At 46.1% G+C, this 15,635-nt stretch carries 16 protein-coding genes and 4 pseudogenes; 14 read left to right on the top strand and 6 right to left on the bottom strand.

The annotated features are described in order from the left end of the window. Positions 1 to 29 precede the first annotated feature (29 nt). Together ACTNCH_RS04820 and ACTNCH_RS04815 are read right to left on the bottom strand one after the other, a co-directional pair. Positions 30 to 458: a hypothetical protein gene (locus ACTNCH_RS04820; protein WP_349164579.1), complete on the bottom strand. Its 429-nt coding sequence runs from the start codon at positions 456 to 458 to the stop codon at positions 30 to 32. 424 nt (positions 459 to 882) lie between these two features. Next, positions 883 to 1,200: pseudogene (locus ACTNCH_RS04815) on the bottom strand (ATP-binding protein); the annotation flags it as partial. Positions 1,201 to 1,527: 327 nt separating this feature from the next. Between ACTNCH_RS04815 and ACTNCH_RS04810 the strand changes: the two are divergent. After that, complete coding sequence (locus ACTNCH_RS04810) at positions 1,528 to 2,742, top strand: ATP-binding protein (RefSeq protein WP_441019102.1); 1,215 nt, start codon at positions 1,528 to 1,530, stop codon at positions 2,740 to 2,742. Here ACTNCH_RS04810 and ACTNCH_RS04805 read toward each other — a convergent pair. Further along, the gene (locus tag ACTNCH_RS04805) at positions 2,693 to 2,875 is read right to left on the bottom strand and encodes a winged helix-turn-helix domain-containing protein (protein ID WP_441019188.1); all 183 of its coding nucleotides are present in this window, start codon (positions 2,873 to 2,875) and stop codon (positions 2,693 to 2,695) included. The genes ACTNCH_RS04810 and ACTNCH_RS04805 overlap by 50 nt on opposite strands. Positions 2,876 to 2,929: 54 nt before the next feature. After that, complete coding sequence (locus ACTNCH_RS04800) at positions 2,930 to 3,283, bottom strand: Fic family protein (RefSeq protein WP_441019100.1); 354 nt, start codon at positions 3,281 to 3,283, stop codon at positions 2,930 to 2,932. Positions 3,284 to 3,838: 555 nt separating this feature from the next. Here ACTNCH_RS04800 and ACTNCH_RS04795 point away from each other — a divergent pair. From ACTNCH_RS04795 to ACTNCH_RS04755, 9 genes and pseudogenes are all read left to right on the top strand, one after another. Beyond that, positions 3,839 to 5,179: an ATP-binding protein gene (locus tag ACTNCH_RS04795; RefSeq protein ID WP_349141987.1), complete on the top strand. Its 1,341-nt coding sequence runs from the start codon at positions 3,839 to 3,841 to the stop codon at positions 5,177 to 5,179. A 394-nt stretch (positions 5,180 to 5,573) separates the two neighbouring features. Further along, a complete protein-coding gene (locus ACTNCH_RS04790) occupies positions 5,574 to 5,849 on the top strand; it encodes a type II toxin-antitoxin system RelB/DinJ family antitoxin (RefSeq protein ID WP_441019097.1) in 276 nt (91 codons plus the stop codon). A 24-nt stretch (positions 5,850 to 5,873) separates the two neighbouring features. Further along, positions 5,874 to 5,987: pseudogene (locus tag ACTNCH_RS04785) on the top strand (type II toxin-antitoxin system mRNA interferase toxin, RelE/StbE family); the annotation flags it as partial. A 113-nt stretch (positions 5,988 to 6,100) separates the two neighbouring features. Next, the gene (locus ACTNCH_RS04780) at positions 6,101 to 6,847 is read left to right on the top strand and encodes an SDR family NAD(P)-dependent oxidoreductase (protein ID WP_154433130.1); all 747 of its coding nucleotides are present in this window, start codon (positions 6,101 to 6,103) and stop codon (positions 6,845 to 6,847) included. 59 nt (positions 6,848 to 6,906) lie between these two features. Next, positions 6,907 to 7,296 (top strand): rhodanese-like domain-containing protein, encoded by a 390-nt coding sequence (locus tag ACTNCH_RS04775; protein ID WP_441019095.1) that lies wholly within the window; start codon positions 6,907 to 6,909, stop codon positions 7,294 to 7,296. Between the two features lie 71 nt (positions 7,297 to 7,367). Next, positions 7,368 to 7,673, top strand: a complete 306-nt coding sequence (trxA, locus tag ACTNCH_RS04770) for a thioredoxin (protein WP_154433132.1) — start codon at positions 7,368 to 7,370, stop codon at positions 7,671 to 7,673. 112 nt (positions 7,674 to 7,785) lie between these two features. Then, positions 7,786 to 8,901, top strand: coding sequence for an IS110 family transposase (locus ACTNCH_RS04765; protein ID WP_441019092.1), 1,116 nt, complete (start codon positions 7,786 to 7,788; stop codon positions 8,899 to 8,901). 431 nt (positions 8,902 to 9,332) lie between these two features. Beyond that, positions 9,333 to 9,657 (top strand): annotated as a pseudogene (locus tag ACTNCH_RS04760) (rhodanese-like domain-containing protein). Position 9,658: 1 nt separating this feature from the next. Further along, positions 9,659 to 11,350: an FAD-dependent oxidoreductase gene (locus tag ACTNCH_RS04755; RefSeq protein ID WP_441019090.1), complete on the top strand. Its 1,692-nt coding sequence runs from the start codon at positions 9,659 to 9,661 to the stop codon at positions 11,348 to 11,350. Positions 11,351 to 11,443: 93 nt separating this feature from the next. On the opposite strand, the gene ACTNCH_RS04750 is transcribed toward ACTNCH_RS04755, so the two are convergent. Together ACTNCH_RS04750 and ACTNCH_RS04745 are read right to left on the bottom strand one after the other, a co-directional pair. Then, complete coding sequence (locus ACTNCH_RS04750; RefSeq protein WP_441019088.1) at positions 11,444 to 12,199, bottom strand: ZIP family metal transporter; 756 nt, start codon at positions 12,197 to 12,199, stop codon at positions 11,444 to 11,446. A 16-nt stretch (positions 12,200 to 12,215) separates the two neighbouring features. After that, positions 12,216 to 12,875: a Crp/Fnr family transcriptional regulator gene (locus tag ACTNCH_RS04745; RefSeq protein WP_441019086.1), complete on the bottom strand. Its 660-nt coding sequence runs from the start codon at positions 12,873 to 12,875 to the stop codon at positions 12,216 to 12,218. 135 nt (positions 12,876 to 13,010) lie between these two features. On the opposite strand from ACTNCH_RS04745, the gene ACTNCH_RS04740 reads away from it, so the two are divergent. From ACTNCH_RS04740 to rbr, 4 genes and pseudogenes are all read left to right on the top strand, one after another. Next, positions 13,011 to 13,781, top strand: a complete 771-nt coding sequence (locus ACTNCH_RS04740; RefSeq protein WP_235254956.1) for a NifB/NifX family molybdenum-iron cluster-binding protein — start codon at positions 13,011 to 13,013, stop codon at positions 13,779 to 13,781. 70 nt (positions 13,782 to 13,851) lie between these two features. Further along, positions 13,852 to 14,481, top strand: a complete 630-nt coding sequence (locus tag ACTNCH_RS04735; protein ID WP_317244333.1) for a rubredoxin-like domain-containing protein — start codon at positions 13,852 to 13,854, stop codon at positions 14,479 to 14,481. Between the two features lie 2 nt (positions 14,482 to 14,483). Beyond that, a pseudogene (locus tag ACTNCH_RS04730) lies at positions 14,484 to 15,053 on the top strand (4Fe-4S binding protein); the annotation flags it as partial. 18 nt (positions 15,054 to 15,071) lie between these two features. Beyond that, entirely contained in the window at positions 15,072 to 15,632 is a 561-nt protein-coding gene (gene rbr, locus ACTNCH_RS04725; protein WP_334296353.1) for a rubrerythrin, read from the top strand. Positions 15,633 to 15,635 lie beyond the last annotated feature (3 nt).

The raw sequence follows: 15,635 nt of genomic DNA, 5'->3' as shown, positions 1-15,635 counted from the left end.
CATTTGCCATTTATCACTGCGGAATTCTCTTAATATCCCCAGGTCATGAGCTTCCATTTTCCGCCTTCGCTCCGGGCCAGCCACCAGGACCAGGTGTATTCTTCGTTCGCTTCCCATGCGCCGCCGCCATTTTCCGGTGAGCGGAAGCTGCTGTCAAATGCGATGCATTGGGTAAAAGGCTCTTTCTCGTCTTTTTCCGTTCGCAAATCGTTCATCCATGCAAGGGTATCGGGATCACTGCAGGTTTCATCGGATATATAGGAGAGGCTATGTAATTCGCAGCCCTCAAAGGAACGGAACTGTTTTCGTATAACCTTAATGGCGGCATCCATGTCTTCTTTGGAATAAAGAGAAGAGGTTCCATAATCGATTTCTACCTCTGAGGTATCGGCTTTTCCGCAGCCGACGAAAAGAAGTGTCAGCATAAGGCAAAGGATTGTAGTTATCATTTTTTTCATAGCGGCTGCCTCCTTATCATTTGGAATGTATAGCTGTTTCTATACCTTATTATAGAAGACATAAAATTGGAACGCAAGGAAAAGTATATGAATAGGAGAAGGGAACAGGTAATTGACAGTAATTGGAAAAAGTTAACGGTGAAATTTACAGAAATTTTACGGCAGTAGGAGTGTTAGCGCAGTGCATGACTGCTATGTAAAAAGTTCAGGAAGGATTTTTGTAATCGGATACAATTTTCTGTAATCTCCGTCATAATAAAAATATCTCCATCATTTCAAAAGAGAATGACGGAGATATTTTACCCTGCTTATTCTTGCAGCAACCAATCGGCTATATCGTGAATTTCGATTCCTTCATAGCTATATTGGGGATGTTTGGTTCTGGCAATCATCATTTTCGGATAAGCATCTCGAATTTGAAGCAGAGGAGAGCATTAGAGCCGGTTACATAGATGTCGTATTTTCCCTTAGAGTACAGGCTATTGATTGCCAACTCAAACTTGGGACACATTTGAATCTCGTCTACAAACAGGTAGTTCGTTTTGCCTTCCTGATAATGTTCTTCCACATAGGCGTGTAAGGCATGGTATTCCTTGATTTCTTCATACGCCAAATCCATGAAGTCAATGAAGATAATATTGATGTCAGGAGTGCCCTTCAGTTCAATGATTCTATCAAGATATTTTGCTCTCGTGATGGTTTTCATATAGTCACCCACTTTCAAAAATTGAAATTTTTTCATTTTTCGAAACCGGGAACTATGTAAAGGCCGCCTCAGGCACCAAGCCTATCCTGTTTAAACAGGTTCATTATCATCTTCATCAACGGAGCTATCTGCATCATCGTCCACATAATCAGCATTCGGATCAGGCTTTGCCGCTGCCTGTTCCGCCGGGGCAGTGGAAGATTTCATCCGCAATCGCCTCCGGGAATTTGCGTTCGTAACTGTCGAAATTTGTAGAAATATAGAATTTATCAGTTGTATCTTATGACTTCGGAAATATATCGTTGAGTTTCAGCCGTAAATGTGTTACACTATGTTCAGCCACAGGCAAGGAGGATTATGCCCATGATTAAACGTGAAATGTATATGAAGCGCATTCGTCCGTTTATCGGAACGGAGCTGATAAAGGTCATGACTGGTATTCGCCGGTGCGGTAAATCGGTCATGCTGGAGCTTATAAAAGAGGAACTTGTGGAGTCCGGTATCAGCTCTGCTCAGTTCATCTCTATCAACTTTGAGGATTTGAACTTCTCTCATCTGCAAACCGCAAAGTCACTGCATGATGAGATTACCAAGAGAGCCGCAGAGATCAACGGCAAGGTCTATCTATTTTTTGATGAGATTCAGGAGGTAAAAGACTGGGAGAAGTGTATCAATTCCTTCCGTGTATCCCTTGACTGCGACATCTATATCACCGGTTCAAACGCAAAACTTCTGTCCGGTGAGCTTTCCACCTATCTCGGCGGACGCTTTGTGGAGTTCGTTATTTACCCATTCTCCTTCGCGGAATTTCTGGAACTGTACCGTCCCATCGCACCGGATGAGCCGATCCGAAAATGCTTTCAGAAGTATCTATTATCCGGCGGTATGCCGTACCTTGCCAACATCCGCTACGAGGATGCTCCTTCCAAACTCTACCTTCATGACCTGTTCAACTCTGTCCAGCTCAAGGACATTGTGAAGCGGAACAAGATTCGTGATGTGGATTTGCTGGAACGCATCATCGCTTATGTGATTGCGAATGTGGGCACGACCTTCTCCGCAACTTCTCTGGCGAAATTCCTCAAAAACGAGAAGCGAACCGTTGCACCGGAGACCATCTTGAACTACATCAAATACTGCTGCGACGCATATTTGTTCTACCAGGTCAAGCGTGAGGACTTGCAGAGAAAGCAGATCCTTGCTTCCAATGAGAAGTATTACATTGCCGACCACGGCATCCGGGAGGCTGTTTTCGGCGGCAATATGCGTGACATCAACCTCATTTTGGAGAACATCGTGTATCTGGAGCTGCTGCGCCGGGACTACAAAGTGACAGTCGGTAGAATCGGAGACAAGGAGATCGACTTTGTATGTGAAAAGAGTGGAGAAAAACTGTATGTTCAGGTTACCTATCTACTGGCATCCGATGAGACCGTTCAGCGTGAGTTCGGCGCGTATGACAATATCCGCGATAACTACCCGAAATATGTTGTCTCTCTGGATGAGCTCGACATGAGCAGAAACGGGATCAAGCACCGCAACATCTGCGATTTCCTGTTGGCAGAGAAATGGAATTAGTCTTGTTGCCGTCATTCATCAGTTCTTTCATGATTCTCTGGACAGTTCTCCTTGATAACGATAATTCTTTGGCCAAATCTGTCTGTGTAATATAAGGGTTCTGTTTCAGAGCGGATAACAGCCTGTTTTCCATATTATCAGCGTCATGATTAGCGCCATTAGCGCCATTGGTGGCGCTGCTTGTCATCTAATTCAAAAGCTTATCTAAAATAGTATCTATTTGAGTCAGCATAAATTCAATAAATACCGTAGATTCTCCCTCTACATGGCATTTTGCAATCGCGTCGTAATAATCAACCTGGAATTTTTCGATTTGGCTTTCTATCGGAATATATTCAAAAATAGGATTCCATTTAGCCAAAATAGCTGTATGCCATAGCCTTGCCATCCTGCCATTGCCATCTGTAAAGGGATGAATAAATACAAATTCATAATGAAATACGCTGCTCAAAATCAGCGGATGCACCTGGTTTTTTACTTCTTTCATCCAGCCAAATAATTCATTCATCAATTGTGGAACAAAGCACGCCGGCGGAGCCATGAATATGCACTCATCACCATTAAATACATCTTCTTTTCATAGGCATTATATGCATTTTTCACCGGCTGTACGGGTTGCCCGCCCTGGTTGTACGGATTTGCTATAGTTTTTTCAGCAGAAGGGAGTTGCGGCAAATAACAATAAATAAAAGGCAGACCCAGATACGCTGAAATATACTCAGTGTATCCAGGCCTGCCTTTGAGGCTGAGGGGCTGCTGCCATTGTCTATCTCTTACTTGCATTTAATTCGATTCTAACTCGTTTTAATTCGTTTCGTGTTGAGTTAAATTTGTTTTTAACTCGTTATTACGAGTTAAAAATGCTTTAATCATCTATGTAAAGCCCCCTGCTTTCTAGCAGAAGTTCCGAATCAATGTCCTGGATTTGCTTTTCCGTGCAATTCTAAGAATTTTAATATTGCTTTTTCGTGCGATTTCAAGAATATCAAACTTGCTTTTTCGTGTAAATTATGAGCGGCTGAACTTGCTTTTTCGTGATTTCAGAGTTATAATCAGATCATATTATGGATATACTATCCTCAAAGGAAGTGATGGAATGCTGAAAAGAAAAATATATGATGCGCTCGTTACCTGGAAAAACAGCAGCAAAGGGACGACGGCCATGATGATTGACGGAGCGCGTCGTGTTGGCAAAAGCTTTATTGCCGAGCAATTTGCGAAGGCGGAATACAAAAGCTATATTCTGATCGACTTTGGACGGGCTCCGACAGATGTACTGGACCTGTTCGTCAACGATAGTGCAGATCTTGATTTGTTCTTTGCAAAGCTCGCAGCTTTTTACTCCACAACTCTTCATAAACGTGAGTCATTGATCATCTTTGACGAGGTGCAGCAATACCCAAGAGCACGCCAGCTTATCAAATATCTTGTAGCAGATGGCCGGTTTGATTACCTTGAAACAGGTTCACTGATCCGACTGAAAAAGAATGTACAGGATATCATTATTCCGTCGGAAGAGGATCATATTGAGATGTTTCCGCTGGATTTTGAAGAGTTCCTTTGGGCTATGGGCGACGAAGCAACTTATCCGCTGATCCGACATTGCTTTGAAACCAGGAAACCCCTTGGTGCAACACTTCACCGGAAGATCATGAACGACTTCCGCCAGTACATTCTGGTCGGGGGTATGCCTCAGTCTGTTCTTGCTTATAGGAATGGCAAAGACTTCGAGGCATCCGATGTTGCCAAACGCAGGATCCTGAAGCTGTATCGCGAAGATGTCGCAAAATTTGCAGAAGGTTATGAGGACAAAGTGTTTGCCGTGTTTGATGGCATTCCGGGGCAGCTTTCCAAAAAGGAAAAGAAATACAAGCTTTCTTCTCTCGGAAAGCAGGCTCGTTTTCGAACCTTTGAGGATTCTTTTGTATGGCTGAATGAAGCCATGGTAGTAAATACCTGCTTCAATGCAACAGACCCTCATGTCGGGCTTGCACTGAGTGCTGATCATGCCACACAGAAGTGCTATATGGCAGATACCGGACTGCTTGTGACGCACACTTTCCAGGATAAGAAATACACAGACAACGAACTATATCGCGCGATCCTCTTTGATAAGCTGAATATCAACGAAGGAATGCTGATGGAAAACATTGTTGCGCAGATGCTTCGCCACAGTCGTTCACGCCTGTATTTCTATTCCCGCTCCGATAGTCGGAACCGGGAAAACCACATGGAAATAGATTTCCTGATTACCGAGGGAAAGAAAATTGCCCCCGTAGAAGTGAAATCCGGCAATTACCGTTCCCATTCTTCTTTGGATAAATTCCGTAAACACTTTTCTTCTGCCATTGGCAACTCTTATATTCTTTATACCAAGGATGTTATGGTCAAAGACGGAATCATCCATCTGCCTCTGTATATGGCAGAACTGCTGTAATACCTTGCAAGCCTGCGGAGCTCCTGCAGGCTTACTTTTTATGTTTTACCGGCTTTTCACGACCGCGAATAATGTGTAATGTTCGTGACATGGAAGGATTTAATCAGTTATAACTGATTAAATTTGGTAAATTATACTTTTTATCAGTCATAACTGATGAAATTGGAATATAGGATCTCGTACAGATTTTCAGGCCTTTTGCGATTTCTGTCATCTGAGTCACCACATCCAGAGGCTTCGTGTAGCTGTCCATCTTGTCATGATCTTTCCTCATGAGCAGCTAGTCGGTGCTTACATGGAGGCAGCAGGCCATGGCAATCCTCCTAAATCATTTACTTTGCAATGCAAAATGCATATAATATAGGTGCAGTAGTAAAGAAAGGAGTTGACATTCATGGCTACCACTACTAATATCACCGTCCGTATGGACAGCGATATTAAGAAACAGTGCGAAGCGATTTATGGCGAATTAGGCATTAACCTTACCACCGCAATCAATGTGTTTCTTCGCCAGTCTCTCCGTGCCGGCGGTTTTCCTTTTGATGTTCGCCTGGATCAACCGAACAAGGAGACGATGGCGGCAATGCTGGAAGCGGAGCGCATTGCCCGTGATCTGCCCGTAAAACGCTACTCTGATGTTGAAGAAGCATTGAGGGCGTTAAAGGAATGAACAAGAATTTAGACATCGTTTAGACATCGTGAGTGCCATATTCAGCCAGATTGGTTGTTGGTCTATCGGATTGAAGATGATTTACTGATACTGACATTATCCCGAACAGGAACGCACAGCGATCTGTTCGGAAAATAGGAAAGGGACACTCGGTTTTTCTATCATTCCTTCTTGGAAAAATGTGATTTTATCACGGAGAGCGTCTCCGAAACAGGTTATACTACAAATACAAAATACAAGGAGGTATTCTTATGAGACTGAAAGATAAAGTTGCAATCATCACCGGAGGCAGCCGTGGCATTGGCTACGCTACCGCAGACAAATTTTTGAAGGAAGGTGCTACGGTAATCCTGACCGCAAGCTCACAAGGTTCTGCTGACAAAGCGGTTGCGCAGCTGAAAGAAAAGTACCCTGATGCAACAGTTGCGGGAATCAGTCCTAACCTGTCCAATTTGGAATCTGTCCGCAATGCGTTCCGAGAAGCTGCCTCAAAATACGGTTGCATTGATATTCTGGTGAACAATGCCGGTGTATCCGAAAGCACTCCCTTTACCGAGTATACGGAGGAAACCTTTGATAAGGTTATGGATCTGAATGTAAAAGGCGTGTTCAATGCTACAAGAGCCGCCAGTGAGTGCATGATTGCAAAAGGTCAAGGTGTTATTCTCTCCACCTCCTCAATGGTCAGCATTTACGGCCAGCCCAGTGGCTTTGCTTATCCCGCATCCAAATTTGCTGTCAATGGCCTGACGGTTTCCCTTGCCCGAGAATTGGGTCCGAAGGGTATTCGAGTGAATGCAGTCGCTCCCGGTATTACCCTGACCGATATGATGAAGGCTGTTCCCAAGGAAGTAATTGATCCGCTCATCAAGCAGATCCCTCTGCGCCGCCTGGGTCAGCCGGAGGATATTGCCAATGCATTTGTGTTCCTGGCATCTGACGAAGCATCCTATATCACGGGCGTTGTGCTCAGTGTAGACGGAATGGCAAGAACATAAAAAAGGAAACAGGGCAGCTGGAAACGGCTGCCCTATCTTCGAAATATGGAGATATCCACATGAAAAGAATCATTCCCATTTTAATGACTTTACTGCTTCTCTCTGGTTGTGCAACGCAATCCGCTGAAAAAACCTATCGACAGATTACTATGGAGGAAGCTATTACGATGATGGAGGAGGAAACCGGATACATCATCCTCGATGTTTGTACTGCTCAGGAATATAGCGAAAAGCATATTCCCGGTGCTATCAATATTGCCAACGAATCCATTGGCACAGAGGATATCTCTGAACTGCCGGATAAAGATCAGCTGATTCTGGTATACTGCCGCAGCGGTAATCGGAGTAGGCAGGCATCTGAAAAACTGGTGAAACTGGGCTACACCAATATCATTGAGATCGGCGGAATTAATAGTTGGCCCGGTGAAACAGTCACCGGCGATAAGTGATAAAATCACAGAACAAGAAACGACTGCTGGATATAATAAAGCCATAAAAAAGAAAACAGGAGGACATAAATATGTCTGCTATCAGTGTTAATAGAAACAATTTCAATCAAGAGGTTTTGAACTCGGACAAGCCCGTCCTGATGGATTTCTGGGCTCCCTGGTGTGGTCCTTGCCGCATGGTAGTTCCTCTGGTAGAGGAGATTGCCAAGGAGCGCTCCGATATCAAGGTTGTTAAAATAAATGTGGATGAGGAACAGGAACTGGCTATGCAGTTCGGTGTGATGAGCATACCCACTCTGGTGGTTATGAAGAACGGAAAGATTGTCAATCAAGTCACCGGTGCCAGACCTAAGGCTCAGATTCTCGCCATGCTGTAAGGAGACAATATGAAGTGACCTCCAGATTGTAGATTCGTGGATTTACCTGTAATCTATTAATTGTTGAGATTAATGGTAACAGGGATTACCGCATACAATAAGGAGGCCACATATGAATACTATAGTTTATGTTGGAATGGATGTCCATAAGGAAAGTTATACTTTATGCTGTTATTGCTACGATACCGATAAGGTTGAGTATAAACAGACGATACCGTCAGATTACAAATTGGTTCTTAAATATATGGAATCAATGCGTAGCAGATATGAAGGAGAAGTAGCTTTTGTTTGTGGATATGAGGCAGGATGCCTAGGATATTCACTTTATCACCAGCTTAGAGAGCATGAGGTGGATTGCAAGATTCTTGCACCAACTACAATGGCTATCACAAATACAAGCCATGTGAAAACTGATAAGCGAGATGCAGCAAACATCGCCAGATGTTTAGCGTTTCATACTTACAGTGAAGTGTATGTTCCTGATGATGAAGACAACTCTGTAAAAGAATATATCAGAATGCGTGATGATCAAAAGCTTATGCTTAAGAAAATCAAGCAGCAGATACTTGCATTTGTACTTCGTCAGGGCAAAAAATTCGAAGGCGGAAAAACCTACTGGACTATAGCTCATATGAAATGGCTTAAGTCATTGGATTTAAAAGGATTAGATAAAGAAACTCTCTCTGAATATCTCGTAACATATGAGTATCTTACCGAAAAGATCGAGAGATTAGATAACCGTATTGAAGAACTTGCTTCTGGTGAGAAGTATAAAGAGAAAGTTAAGAACATGGGGTGCTTTCTTGGAATCAAGACTCATACAGCGCTATCAATGGTTGCTGAGATAGGGGACTTTAACAGATTTGAAAAGGCACCAAAGTTTGCTGGTTTCTTAGGACTGGTTCCAAGTGAGAATTCCAGCGGTGATAGTACCAACAGATATAGTATTACTAAGGCAGGTAGTAGTCATCTTAGACGATTAATGGTTGAAGCTGCTCAAAGCTACAGTCGAGGAAATGTGGGACACAAATCACTTGCATTAAAGGAAAGGCAAAAAGGATGCTCCGCAGAAGTAATAGCATATGCTGATAAGGCAAACGAAAGACTCAGAAGACGATTTTACAAGATGACTCTAAGCAAAGGAATGAATAGAAATGTTGCAACTACAGCGATAGCAAGAGAATTAGCTTGTTTTATGTGGGGAATGGCAACTGGAAATATTTCGTGAGTATGATATTCATCTGCATCAGTCAAGGCTACTTCGCACCGCGTTGCGGCAAGGCCTATGACAGATACATCTGAATATCAAGAAGGTAATTAAGCAGATTTATCTGATTTTATCAGATATCATCTGCATAACAAAACTAACACTGGATGCAGAGGCAGGGGCTTGGAGAACTCTTAGGTCCGAATTATTTGCGACGCACCTCTGTTGACACTATATTTACATATTTTGATTCACGCTAGGAGACGGCAAGATTCACGGCGGACCATTGACCTGTAGGTAACCAATCCACGAATAACAGAGTGGCCAAGGCCGGGGACTGTTAGATCTGAGGCCCTGCCTCTGTACCCAGTGTTAAAAATTAGGAAAGGAAAATGGTTGTGATTTCCTCGAATTAAATCTTGACAGGAGGTCACTTCATAACAGGTGCAAAGATGAGATTCTTCGATTTTCTGAAAGGCCCTGACATCAATCAGGGTGTCAAAGAATATAGCACTACGGATGGCGCAGTCCTGCTGGATGTTCGCACCCCCGACGAATACCGGCAGGGGCATATCCCCGGCAGTAAAAATATTCCTTTGCAGTCCATTCATTGACAAAGTGGCTGGCATGATTGACAATAAAGCTACCCCCATCTTTGTACACTGTCTCAGTGGTGCAAGAAGCCGCCAGGCAGCTGCTGTTTTGCAGCAGCTGGGTTATACCAACGTGAAAAACATAGGCGGAATTTCCGCTTATGCAGGAAAGGTGGAACGATAATATGAAAGTTGTCATTGTAGGCGGTGTGGCAGGCGGTGCTACCGCTGCCGCCCGTATTCGCAGACTGAATGAGCAGGCAGAAATCGTAGTTTTTGAGCGCTCGGGGTATATCTCCTATGCCAACTGTGGTCTGCCATACTATATCGGTGATGTGATTACCGAACGGTCGGATCTGACCCTCCAGACCCCGGAAAGCTTCTTCTCCCGGTTCCGTGTGAACATGAAGGTGCGTCATGAGGTCACAGCGATTCATCCTGAAGAAAAAACCGTTTCCGTGAAAAATCTGGAAACCGGTGAGGAGTTCGAGGAGAGCTATGACAAGCTGATTCTCTCTCCCGGAGCCAAGCCTACCCAGCCCCGGCTTCCCGGTGTAGGTCTTGATAAGCTGTTTACCCTGCGCACTGTTGAAGATACCTTCTGCATCAAGGATTACATCAATGCAAACCATCCCAAATCCGCTGTACTGGCAGGTGGTGGCTTCATTGGATTGGAGCTGGCAGAAAACCTGCGAGAGCTGGGGATGGATGTCACCATTGTCCAGCGTCCAAAACAGCTTATGAATCCCTTTGATGCCGATATGGCTTCTTTCATCCATAATGAAATGCGCAAGCACGGTGTAAAGCTGGCACTTGGTCATACCGTAGAAGGGTTTGAGGAAAGGGACGGCGGCGTGGATGTGCTGCTGAAAGACGAACAGCCTCTCCATGCGGATATGGTAATCCTGGCCATTGGTGTTTCTCCCGAAACCACCCTTGCAAAGGATGCCGGGTTGGAACTGGGTATTAAAGGAAGTATTGTGGTCAATGACCGAATGGAAACCTCCATTTCCGACATCTATGCCGTGGGCGATGCGGTGCAGGTGAAGCACTTCGTCACCGGGCAGGATGCTCTGATCTCTTTGGCTGGCCCTGCCAATAAACAGGGACGAATCGCTGCGGACAACATCTGTGGCGGAGACAGCCATTATACCGGCTCCCAAGGCAGCAGTGTCATCAAGATCTTCGGCATGACTGCCGCTACTACCGGCGTAAATGAGACCAACGCCAGAAAAACAGGGCTGGATGTTGATACGGTTATCCTGTCGCCCATGAGCCATGCAGGTTACTACCCCGGCGGGAAAGTCATGACAATGAAGGTGGTCTTTGAAAAGGCGACTTACCGCCTGCTGGGTGCGCAGATCGTAGGCTATGAAGGTGTGGATAAGCGCATTGATGTGCTGGCCACCGCTATCCGGGCAGGAATGAAAGCCACGGAACTGAGGGATCTGGATCTGGCCTACGCACCGCCTTATTCCTCTGCGAAAGACCCGGTAAATATGGCTGGCTTTATGGTTGAGAATATCGCAAACGGTGTTCTGAAACAATGGCATCTGGAAGATGCAGATCGTCTTCCTCGTGACGGAAGCGTAACTCTGTTGGACACCCGCACTGTGGAAGAATTCGCACACGGACACATTGACGGCTTCTTTAACATCCCGGTGGACGAGCTGCGGGAGCGGCTGGGTGAGCTGGATAAGCGTAAGCCTGTCTACGTCATCTGTCAGAGCGGTCTGCGCAGCTACATTGCCTGTCGTATCCTGGCCGGAAACGGCTTTGACTGTTATAACTTCTCCGGCGGCTTCCGGTTCTACGACGCGGTGATACATGACCGCTGCCTCATTGAATCGGCTACCGCCTGCGGCATGGACAAATAAACATCCGCCGCATCTCTCCAACAATTTTGGTAGAGATGCGGCGGATTTTCATCCTCTGACTGCAGCAAACATTTCAAACATCTGAATCACACTTTACCCCAAAAAGAAATCACTGACCAGCATCACACAGAATCCGGCCAGGAGCGCATAGGTTGCTCCGGTCTCGCTGCCGTGGGCATGGGTTTCGGGAATCATTTCATCGCTGATGACATAGAGCATGGTTCCTCCCGCAAAGGCCAGAGCAAAGGGGAGAATGGCCGAAGCAATGCTTACGGCCCAATATCCCAGAAGCGTACCGACGACTTCGATCAGCCCGGTCACCATGGCGCAGACAAAGGTTTTTACCGGGGATACGCCTGCTGCCAGCATGGGCGCAATGATCACCATGCCTTCGGGGATGTTCTGCAGGGCGATACCGCAGGCGATCATCATCGCCTGCGCCGTGTCTTCACTTCCAAAGCTGACACCGGCGGCAATCCCCTCCGGCAGGTTATGGATTGCGATGGCTGTGACAAACAGCAATACCTTGTCAAGGTTGGTGCTGCGATGTGTTTCCGTATCGGTTCCCACCAGCCTATGCAGGTGGGGAACCAGCTTATCAATGAGATTCAGGCACACCGCCCCAGTAAAGATCCCGATGATGGAAACGAGGATCCCATGGGTTCCGCCATAATTGAGAGATGGCAGAATCAGTCCCAGTACAGCCGCAGACAGCATAACACCTGCCGCAAAGGACAGCACTATGTCGGAGAATTTGTGGGAGATATTCCGAAAGACAAAGCCAATGAGACTTCCAAAAATGGTCGCGCCCCCAACGCCGAGGGCGGTGAGCAATATGATTTTCATCATCAACGATACAGGTCTTCTATGTATCAGAAAGTTCCTGCAATCTCCTTTCTTCACAAATCTCCACGGTGCCCCGCGCCAGCTTCACCATACCCTCGTTCTGGAAATAGCGAAGCATTCGGGTAACTACCTCACGGGCGGTACCCATGTGGCTCGCAATGGTTTCATGGGTAATCTTGAGGATATTTGTTCCCTCTAAGCCGCATTCCTCCAGCAGAAATCCTGCCAACCTTTTATCAAAACTTTTCCACATGATCTGCTCCATGAGCCACATAACCTCAGAAAAACGGGTTGCCATAATTTCGTTGGTAAAATTAGCTACCACAGCAGACTCTTTCATAATGTGCTGATAAGTGTCAGCAGAAATAACCCACATCGTGGTATCCTTCTGCGCCTCAATGGTAATCTCAAACTGAATACTGTTCATCATACAGGAGGCGGAAAACAGGCAAATATCCCGATCAAACAAACGATAGAGGCTAATCTCTCGTCCTTCATCGGAAAGAATATAGGCACGAAGCTGTCCGCTTCTTACCAGCAGAAGACCAGTACACTCCACAGTTCCATTATGAATCACGGTCCCTTTGTCCACTTTTCGTAAAACTGCATTTCGCTCCAAAATCTGCTGCTGGGTCGGTGTCAGTTTGTTCCAAATTGGAAAATAGGATGAAAAATCCATGGGTACACCTCCTTGAATACACATAGTATAAAATAATTTATAGCATATGTCAATAATTCCGTTGACATATAGGAAAAGGAGATGTACAATGGTCGTATAAATGGCATATGCCGAAAATAATATGGAGGTGAATCTATGCCAAGACCGAGAAAATGCAGAAAAGTTTGTTGTTTGCCGGATAATGATGGTTTTGTTCCGGTTCGTGGCGGCGAGGAACTGACTCCCATTGTCCTGAATGTGGATGAGTATGAATCCATTCGCCTGATTGACCGTGAAGGTTTTTCTCAGGAGCAATGCGGAGAATATATGCGTATTGCCAGAACAACGGTTCAGCAGATTTATGCAGCTGCCCGCAAAAAATTGGCCGATGCGCTGGTTGAGGGACTTCCTCTGCGAATCGAGGGAGGGGATTTTACACTCTGCAGCGGAAACAGCGCAGCCTACGGGTGCAAAAATTGCTATCAGCAAAAAATTCATCCGATGCACGAAAAACCGAAAGGAGATAATATTATGAGAATTGCAGTCACTTATGAAAACGGAGAAATCTTTCAGCACTTCGGTCACACCGAACAGTTTAAAATCTACGATGTGGAAGATGGAAAAATCATTTCGTCTGAGGTTGTGGATGCTGGCGGCAGCGGACATGGTGCACTGGCAGGCGTCCTGAGTGCACTGAAGGTGGATGCCCTGATCTGCGGCGGTATTGGCGGCGGTGCCCAGATGGCACTGAGCGATGTGGGTATCCGGCTTTATGGTGGTGTTTCCGGCAACGCTGATGCAGCAGCAGAAGCACTGGCAGCAGGCGAGCTGGACTTCAACCCCAATGTCCGGTGTGATCATCACGACCACCATGGGGAAGGTCACTCTTGCGGTTCCCACGGCTGCGGCCATCACTCCTGCGACTGAAATAGGTGATTAAGTCACGGAATATGTGTCGTGATTTGATAAAATATAGATAAAGGAGGCGGTAAAACCTATGAAACAATATGTTTGCGGCATTTGTGGATATATCCACGATGAAGCTGTCGGTGGCAAGTGGGAAGACCTACCTGCCGATTGGAAGTGTCCTGTCTGTAAAGCAGGCAAAGACGCTTTCAAACCCAAAGATGAAAAAACAGCGTCCCAGGAGATCCTTGAAAAGCCCCATGTGGACAAGGAACTCTCTCCCATGGAAATGAGCATCATCTGCTCCAATCTGGCCCGTGGCTGCGAAAAGCAGTATCTTCCCCAGCAGGCAGATGATTTCAGAAAACTGGCAGAGTTCTTCAGAAGCAAGGCTGCGCCCGTCGAGGAGGCCAGCACAGCCAAGCTGCTGGAACTCATTGACAAGGATTTGTCTGTAGGGTATCCCTATGGCAATGCTATAGCCGGTGAAAAGCCTGATCGGGGTGGTCTGCGCTGTCAGGTGTGGAGTGAAAAGGTTACCCGAATGCTCCAATCTCTGCTGACTCGATATGAATCTGAGGGAGACAAGATGTTGGAAAACACCGGTGTCTGGGTTTGCACGGTCTGTGGTTTTGTCTATGTTGGTGACATAGCACCGGAGCTATGTCCGGTGTGTAAGGTTCCCAGTTGGAAATTTGAAAAAATGGAAGGGAGGGCATAACTATGGCTGAAAAATATGCAGTAAGAAATCTTCGCTTATGTACCAAGGATTGCCTTTGCCTCTATGTCTGCCCAACCGGAGCGACTGATACAGAGAACAGCATCATTGATCCTGAAAAGTGTATCGGCTGCGGTGCCTGTGCCGAAGCCTGTCCATCCTCTGCAATCTCTATGGTTCCAAAAGAACTGCCGCCGCAGCAGCCGAAAGAAGAAAAAGTTGTCGAAGCGCTTCGTGGCTTAGTTCAAAGCAAAGCCAATGCAGAGAACATTGCTTCGCAGCTTCCTGATGTCTTGAGCGTCGCTGTGGAAAAATCCTCTCGCCTGATGGCTGAGGATCTGTGCAGAGAAGCCGGCTTTATGCTGCCTCAGAGCAGCAACACCAGATCGTTTCTGGAAAGTATTAAAACGTATCCCGGCATTCCTGTGGATGCTGTGGAATCCCTGTTAAAAAACATTCAATTCAATGAAAAAACGGAGGAAAAGAAAATGGAAAAATGGAAATGCACAGTCTGCGGTTACATTCACGAAGGCCCTATGACACCTGATTTTAAGTGCCCCATCTGCAAGCAGCCCGCCGACAAGTTTGTGAAGATTGAGGATGCTGCGGCTCCTGCAAAGAATCCCTATGCAGGCACCAAAACCGAGAAAAATCTGTGGGAAGCCTTTGCTGGTGAATCTCAGGCACGCAACAAATATACTTACTTTGCTTCAGTAGCCAAGAAAGCCGGTTACGAGCAGATTGCTGCTCTGTTCCTGCATACTGCACAGAACGAGATGGAGCACGCCAAGTTGTGGTTCAAAGCTCTGGGCGAGCTGGGCGATACTGCCGAGAACCTGCTCCATGCTGCTGAAGGTGAGAACGCCGAGTGGACGGATATGTATGACCGCATGGCTCGTGAAGCTGATGAGGAGGGATTCCATGATCTGGCTGAACAGTTCCGTGGCGTAGCTGCCATTGAGAAGATGCACGAGGAGCGCTACCGCAAGCTTTTGAGCAACGTGGAGACCATGCAGGTGTTTGAGAAGAGCGGCGTTACCATCTGGGAGTGCCGTAACTGCGGACATATCGTAGTAGGAACCAAGGCTCCTGAGATCTGCCCTGTCTGCAAGCATCCTCAGGCATTCTTCGAAGTGCGTGCGGAAAACTATTGATAA

Source organism: Candidatus Merdisoma sp. HCP28S3_D10 (assembly GCF_052065835.1).
Classification (GTDB): Bacteria; Bacillota; Clostridia; order Lachnospirales; family Lachnospiraceae; genus Laedolimicola.
This window is presented reverse-complemented; position numbering and strand designations above follow the sequence as displayed.

Bases quoted from the DNA above. Each gene is read 5' to 3' on its own strand.
- ACTNCH_RS04745 (WP_441019086.1), bottom strand. From the start codon at position 12,875: ATGGATTTTTCATCCTATTTTCCAATTTGGAACAAACTGACACCGACC.
- ACTNCH_RS04750 (WP_441019088.1), bottom strand. From the start codon at position 12,199: ATGATGAAAATCATATTGCTCACCGCCCTCGGCGTTGGGGGCGCGACC.
- ACTNCH_RS04805 (WP_441019188.1), bottom strand. From the start codon at position 2,875: ATGGAAAACAGGCTGTTATCCGCTCTGAAACAGAACCCTTATATTACA.
- ACTNCH_RS04795 (WP_349141987.1), top strand. From the start codon at position 3,839: ATGCTGAAAAGAAAAATATATGATGCGCTCGTTACCTGGAAAAACAGC.
- ACTNCH_RS04780 (WP_154433130.1), top strand. From the start codon at position 6,101: ATGAGACTGAAAGATAAAGTTGCAATCATCACCGGAGGCAGCCGTGGC.
- ACTNCH_RS04820 (WP_349164579.1), bottom strand. From the start codon at position 458: ATGAAAAAAATGATAACTACAATCCTTTGCCTTATGCTGACACTTCTT.
- ACTNCH_RS04800 (WP_441019100.1), bottom strand. From the start codon at position 3,283: ATGGCTCCGCCGGCGTGCTTTGTTCCACAATTGATGAATGAATTATTT.
- ACTNCH_RS04740 (WP_235254956.1), top strand. From the start codon at position 13,011: ATGCCAAGACCGAGAAAATGCAGAAAAGTTTGTTGTTTGCCGGATAAT.
- ACTNCH_RS04775 (WP_441019095.1), top strand. From the start codon at position 6,907: ATGAAAAGAATCATTCCCATTTTAATGACTTTACTGCTTCTCTCTGGT.
- ACTNCH_RS04765 (WP_441019092.1), top strand. From the start codon at position 7,786: ATGAATACTATAGTTTATGTTGGAATGGATGTCCATAAGGAAAGTTAT.
- ACTNCH_RS04735 (WP_317244333.1), top strand. From the start codon at position 13,852: ATGAAACAATATGTTTGCGGCATTTGTGGATATATCCACGATGAAGCT.
- trxA (WP_154433132.1), top strand. From the start codon at position 7,368: ATGTCTGCTATCAGTGTTAATAGAAACAATTTCAATCAAGAGGTTTTG.
- ACTNCH_RS04790 (WP_441019097.1), top strand. From the start codon at position 5,574: ATGGCTACCACTACTAATATCACCGTCCGTATGGACAGCGATATTAAG.
- ACTNCH_RS04810 (WP_441019102.1), top strand. From the start codon at position 1,528: ATGATTAAACGTGAAATGTATATGAAGCGCATTCGTCCGTTTATCGGA.
- ACTNCH_RS04755 (WP_441019090.1), top strand. From the start codon at position 9,659: ATGAAAGTTGTCATTGTAGGCGGTGTGGCAGGCGGTGCTACCGCTGCC.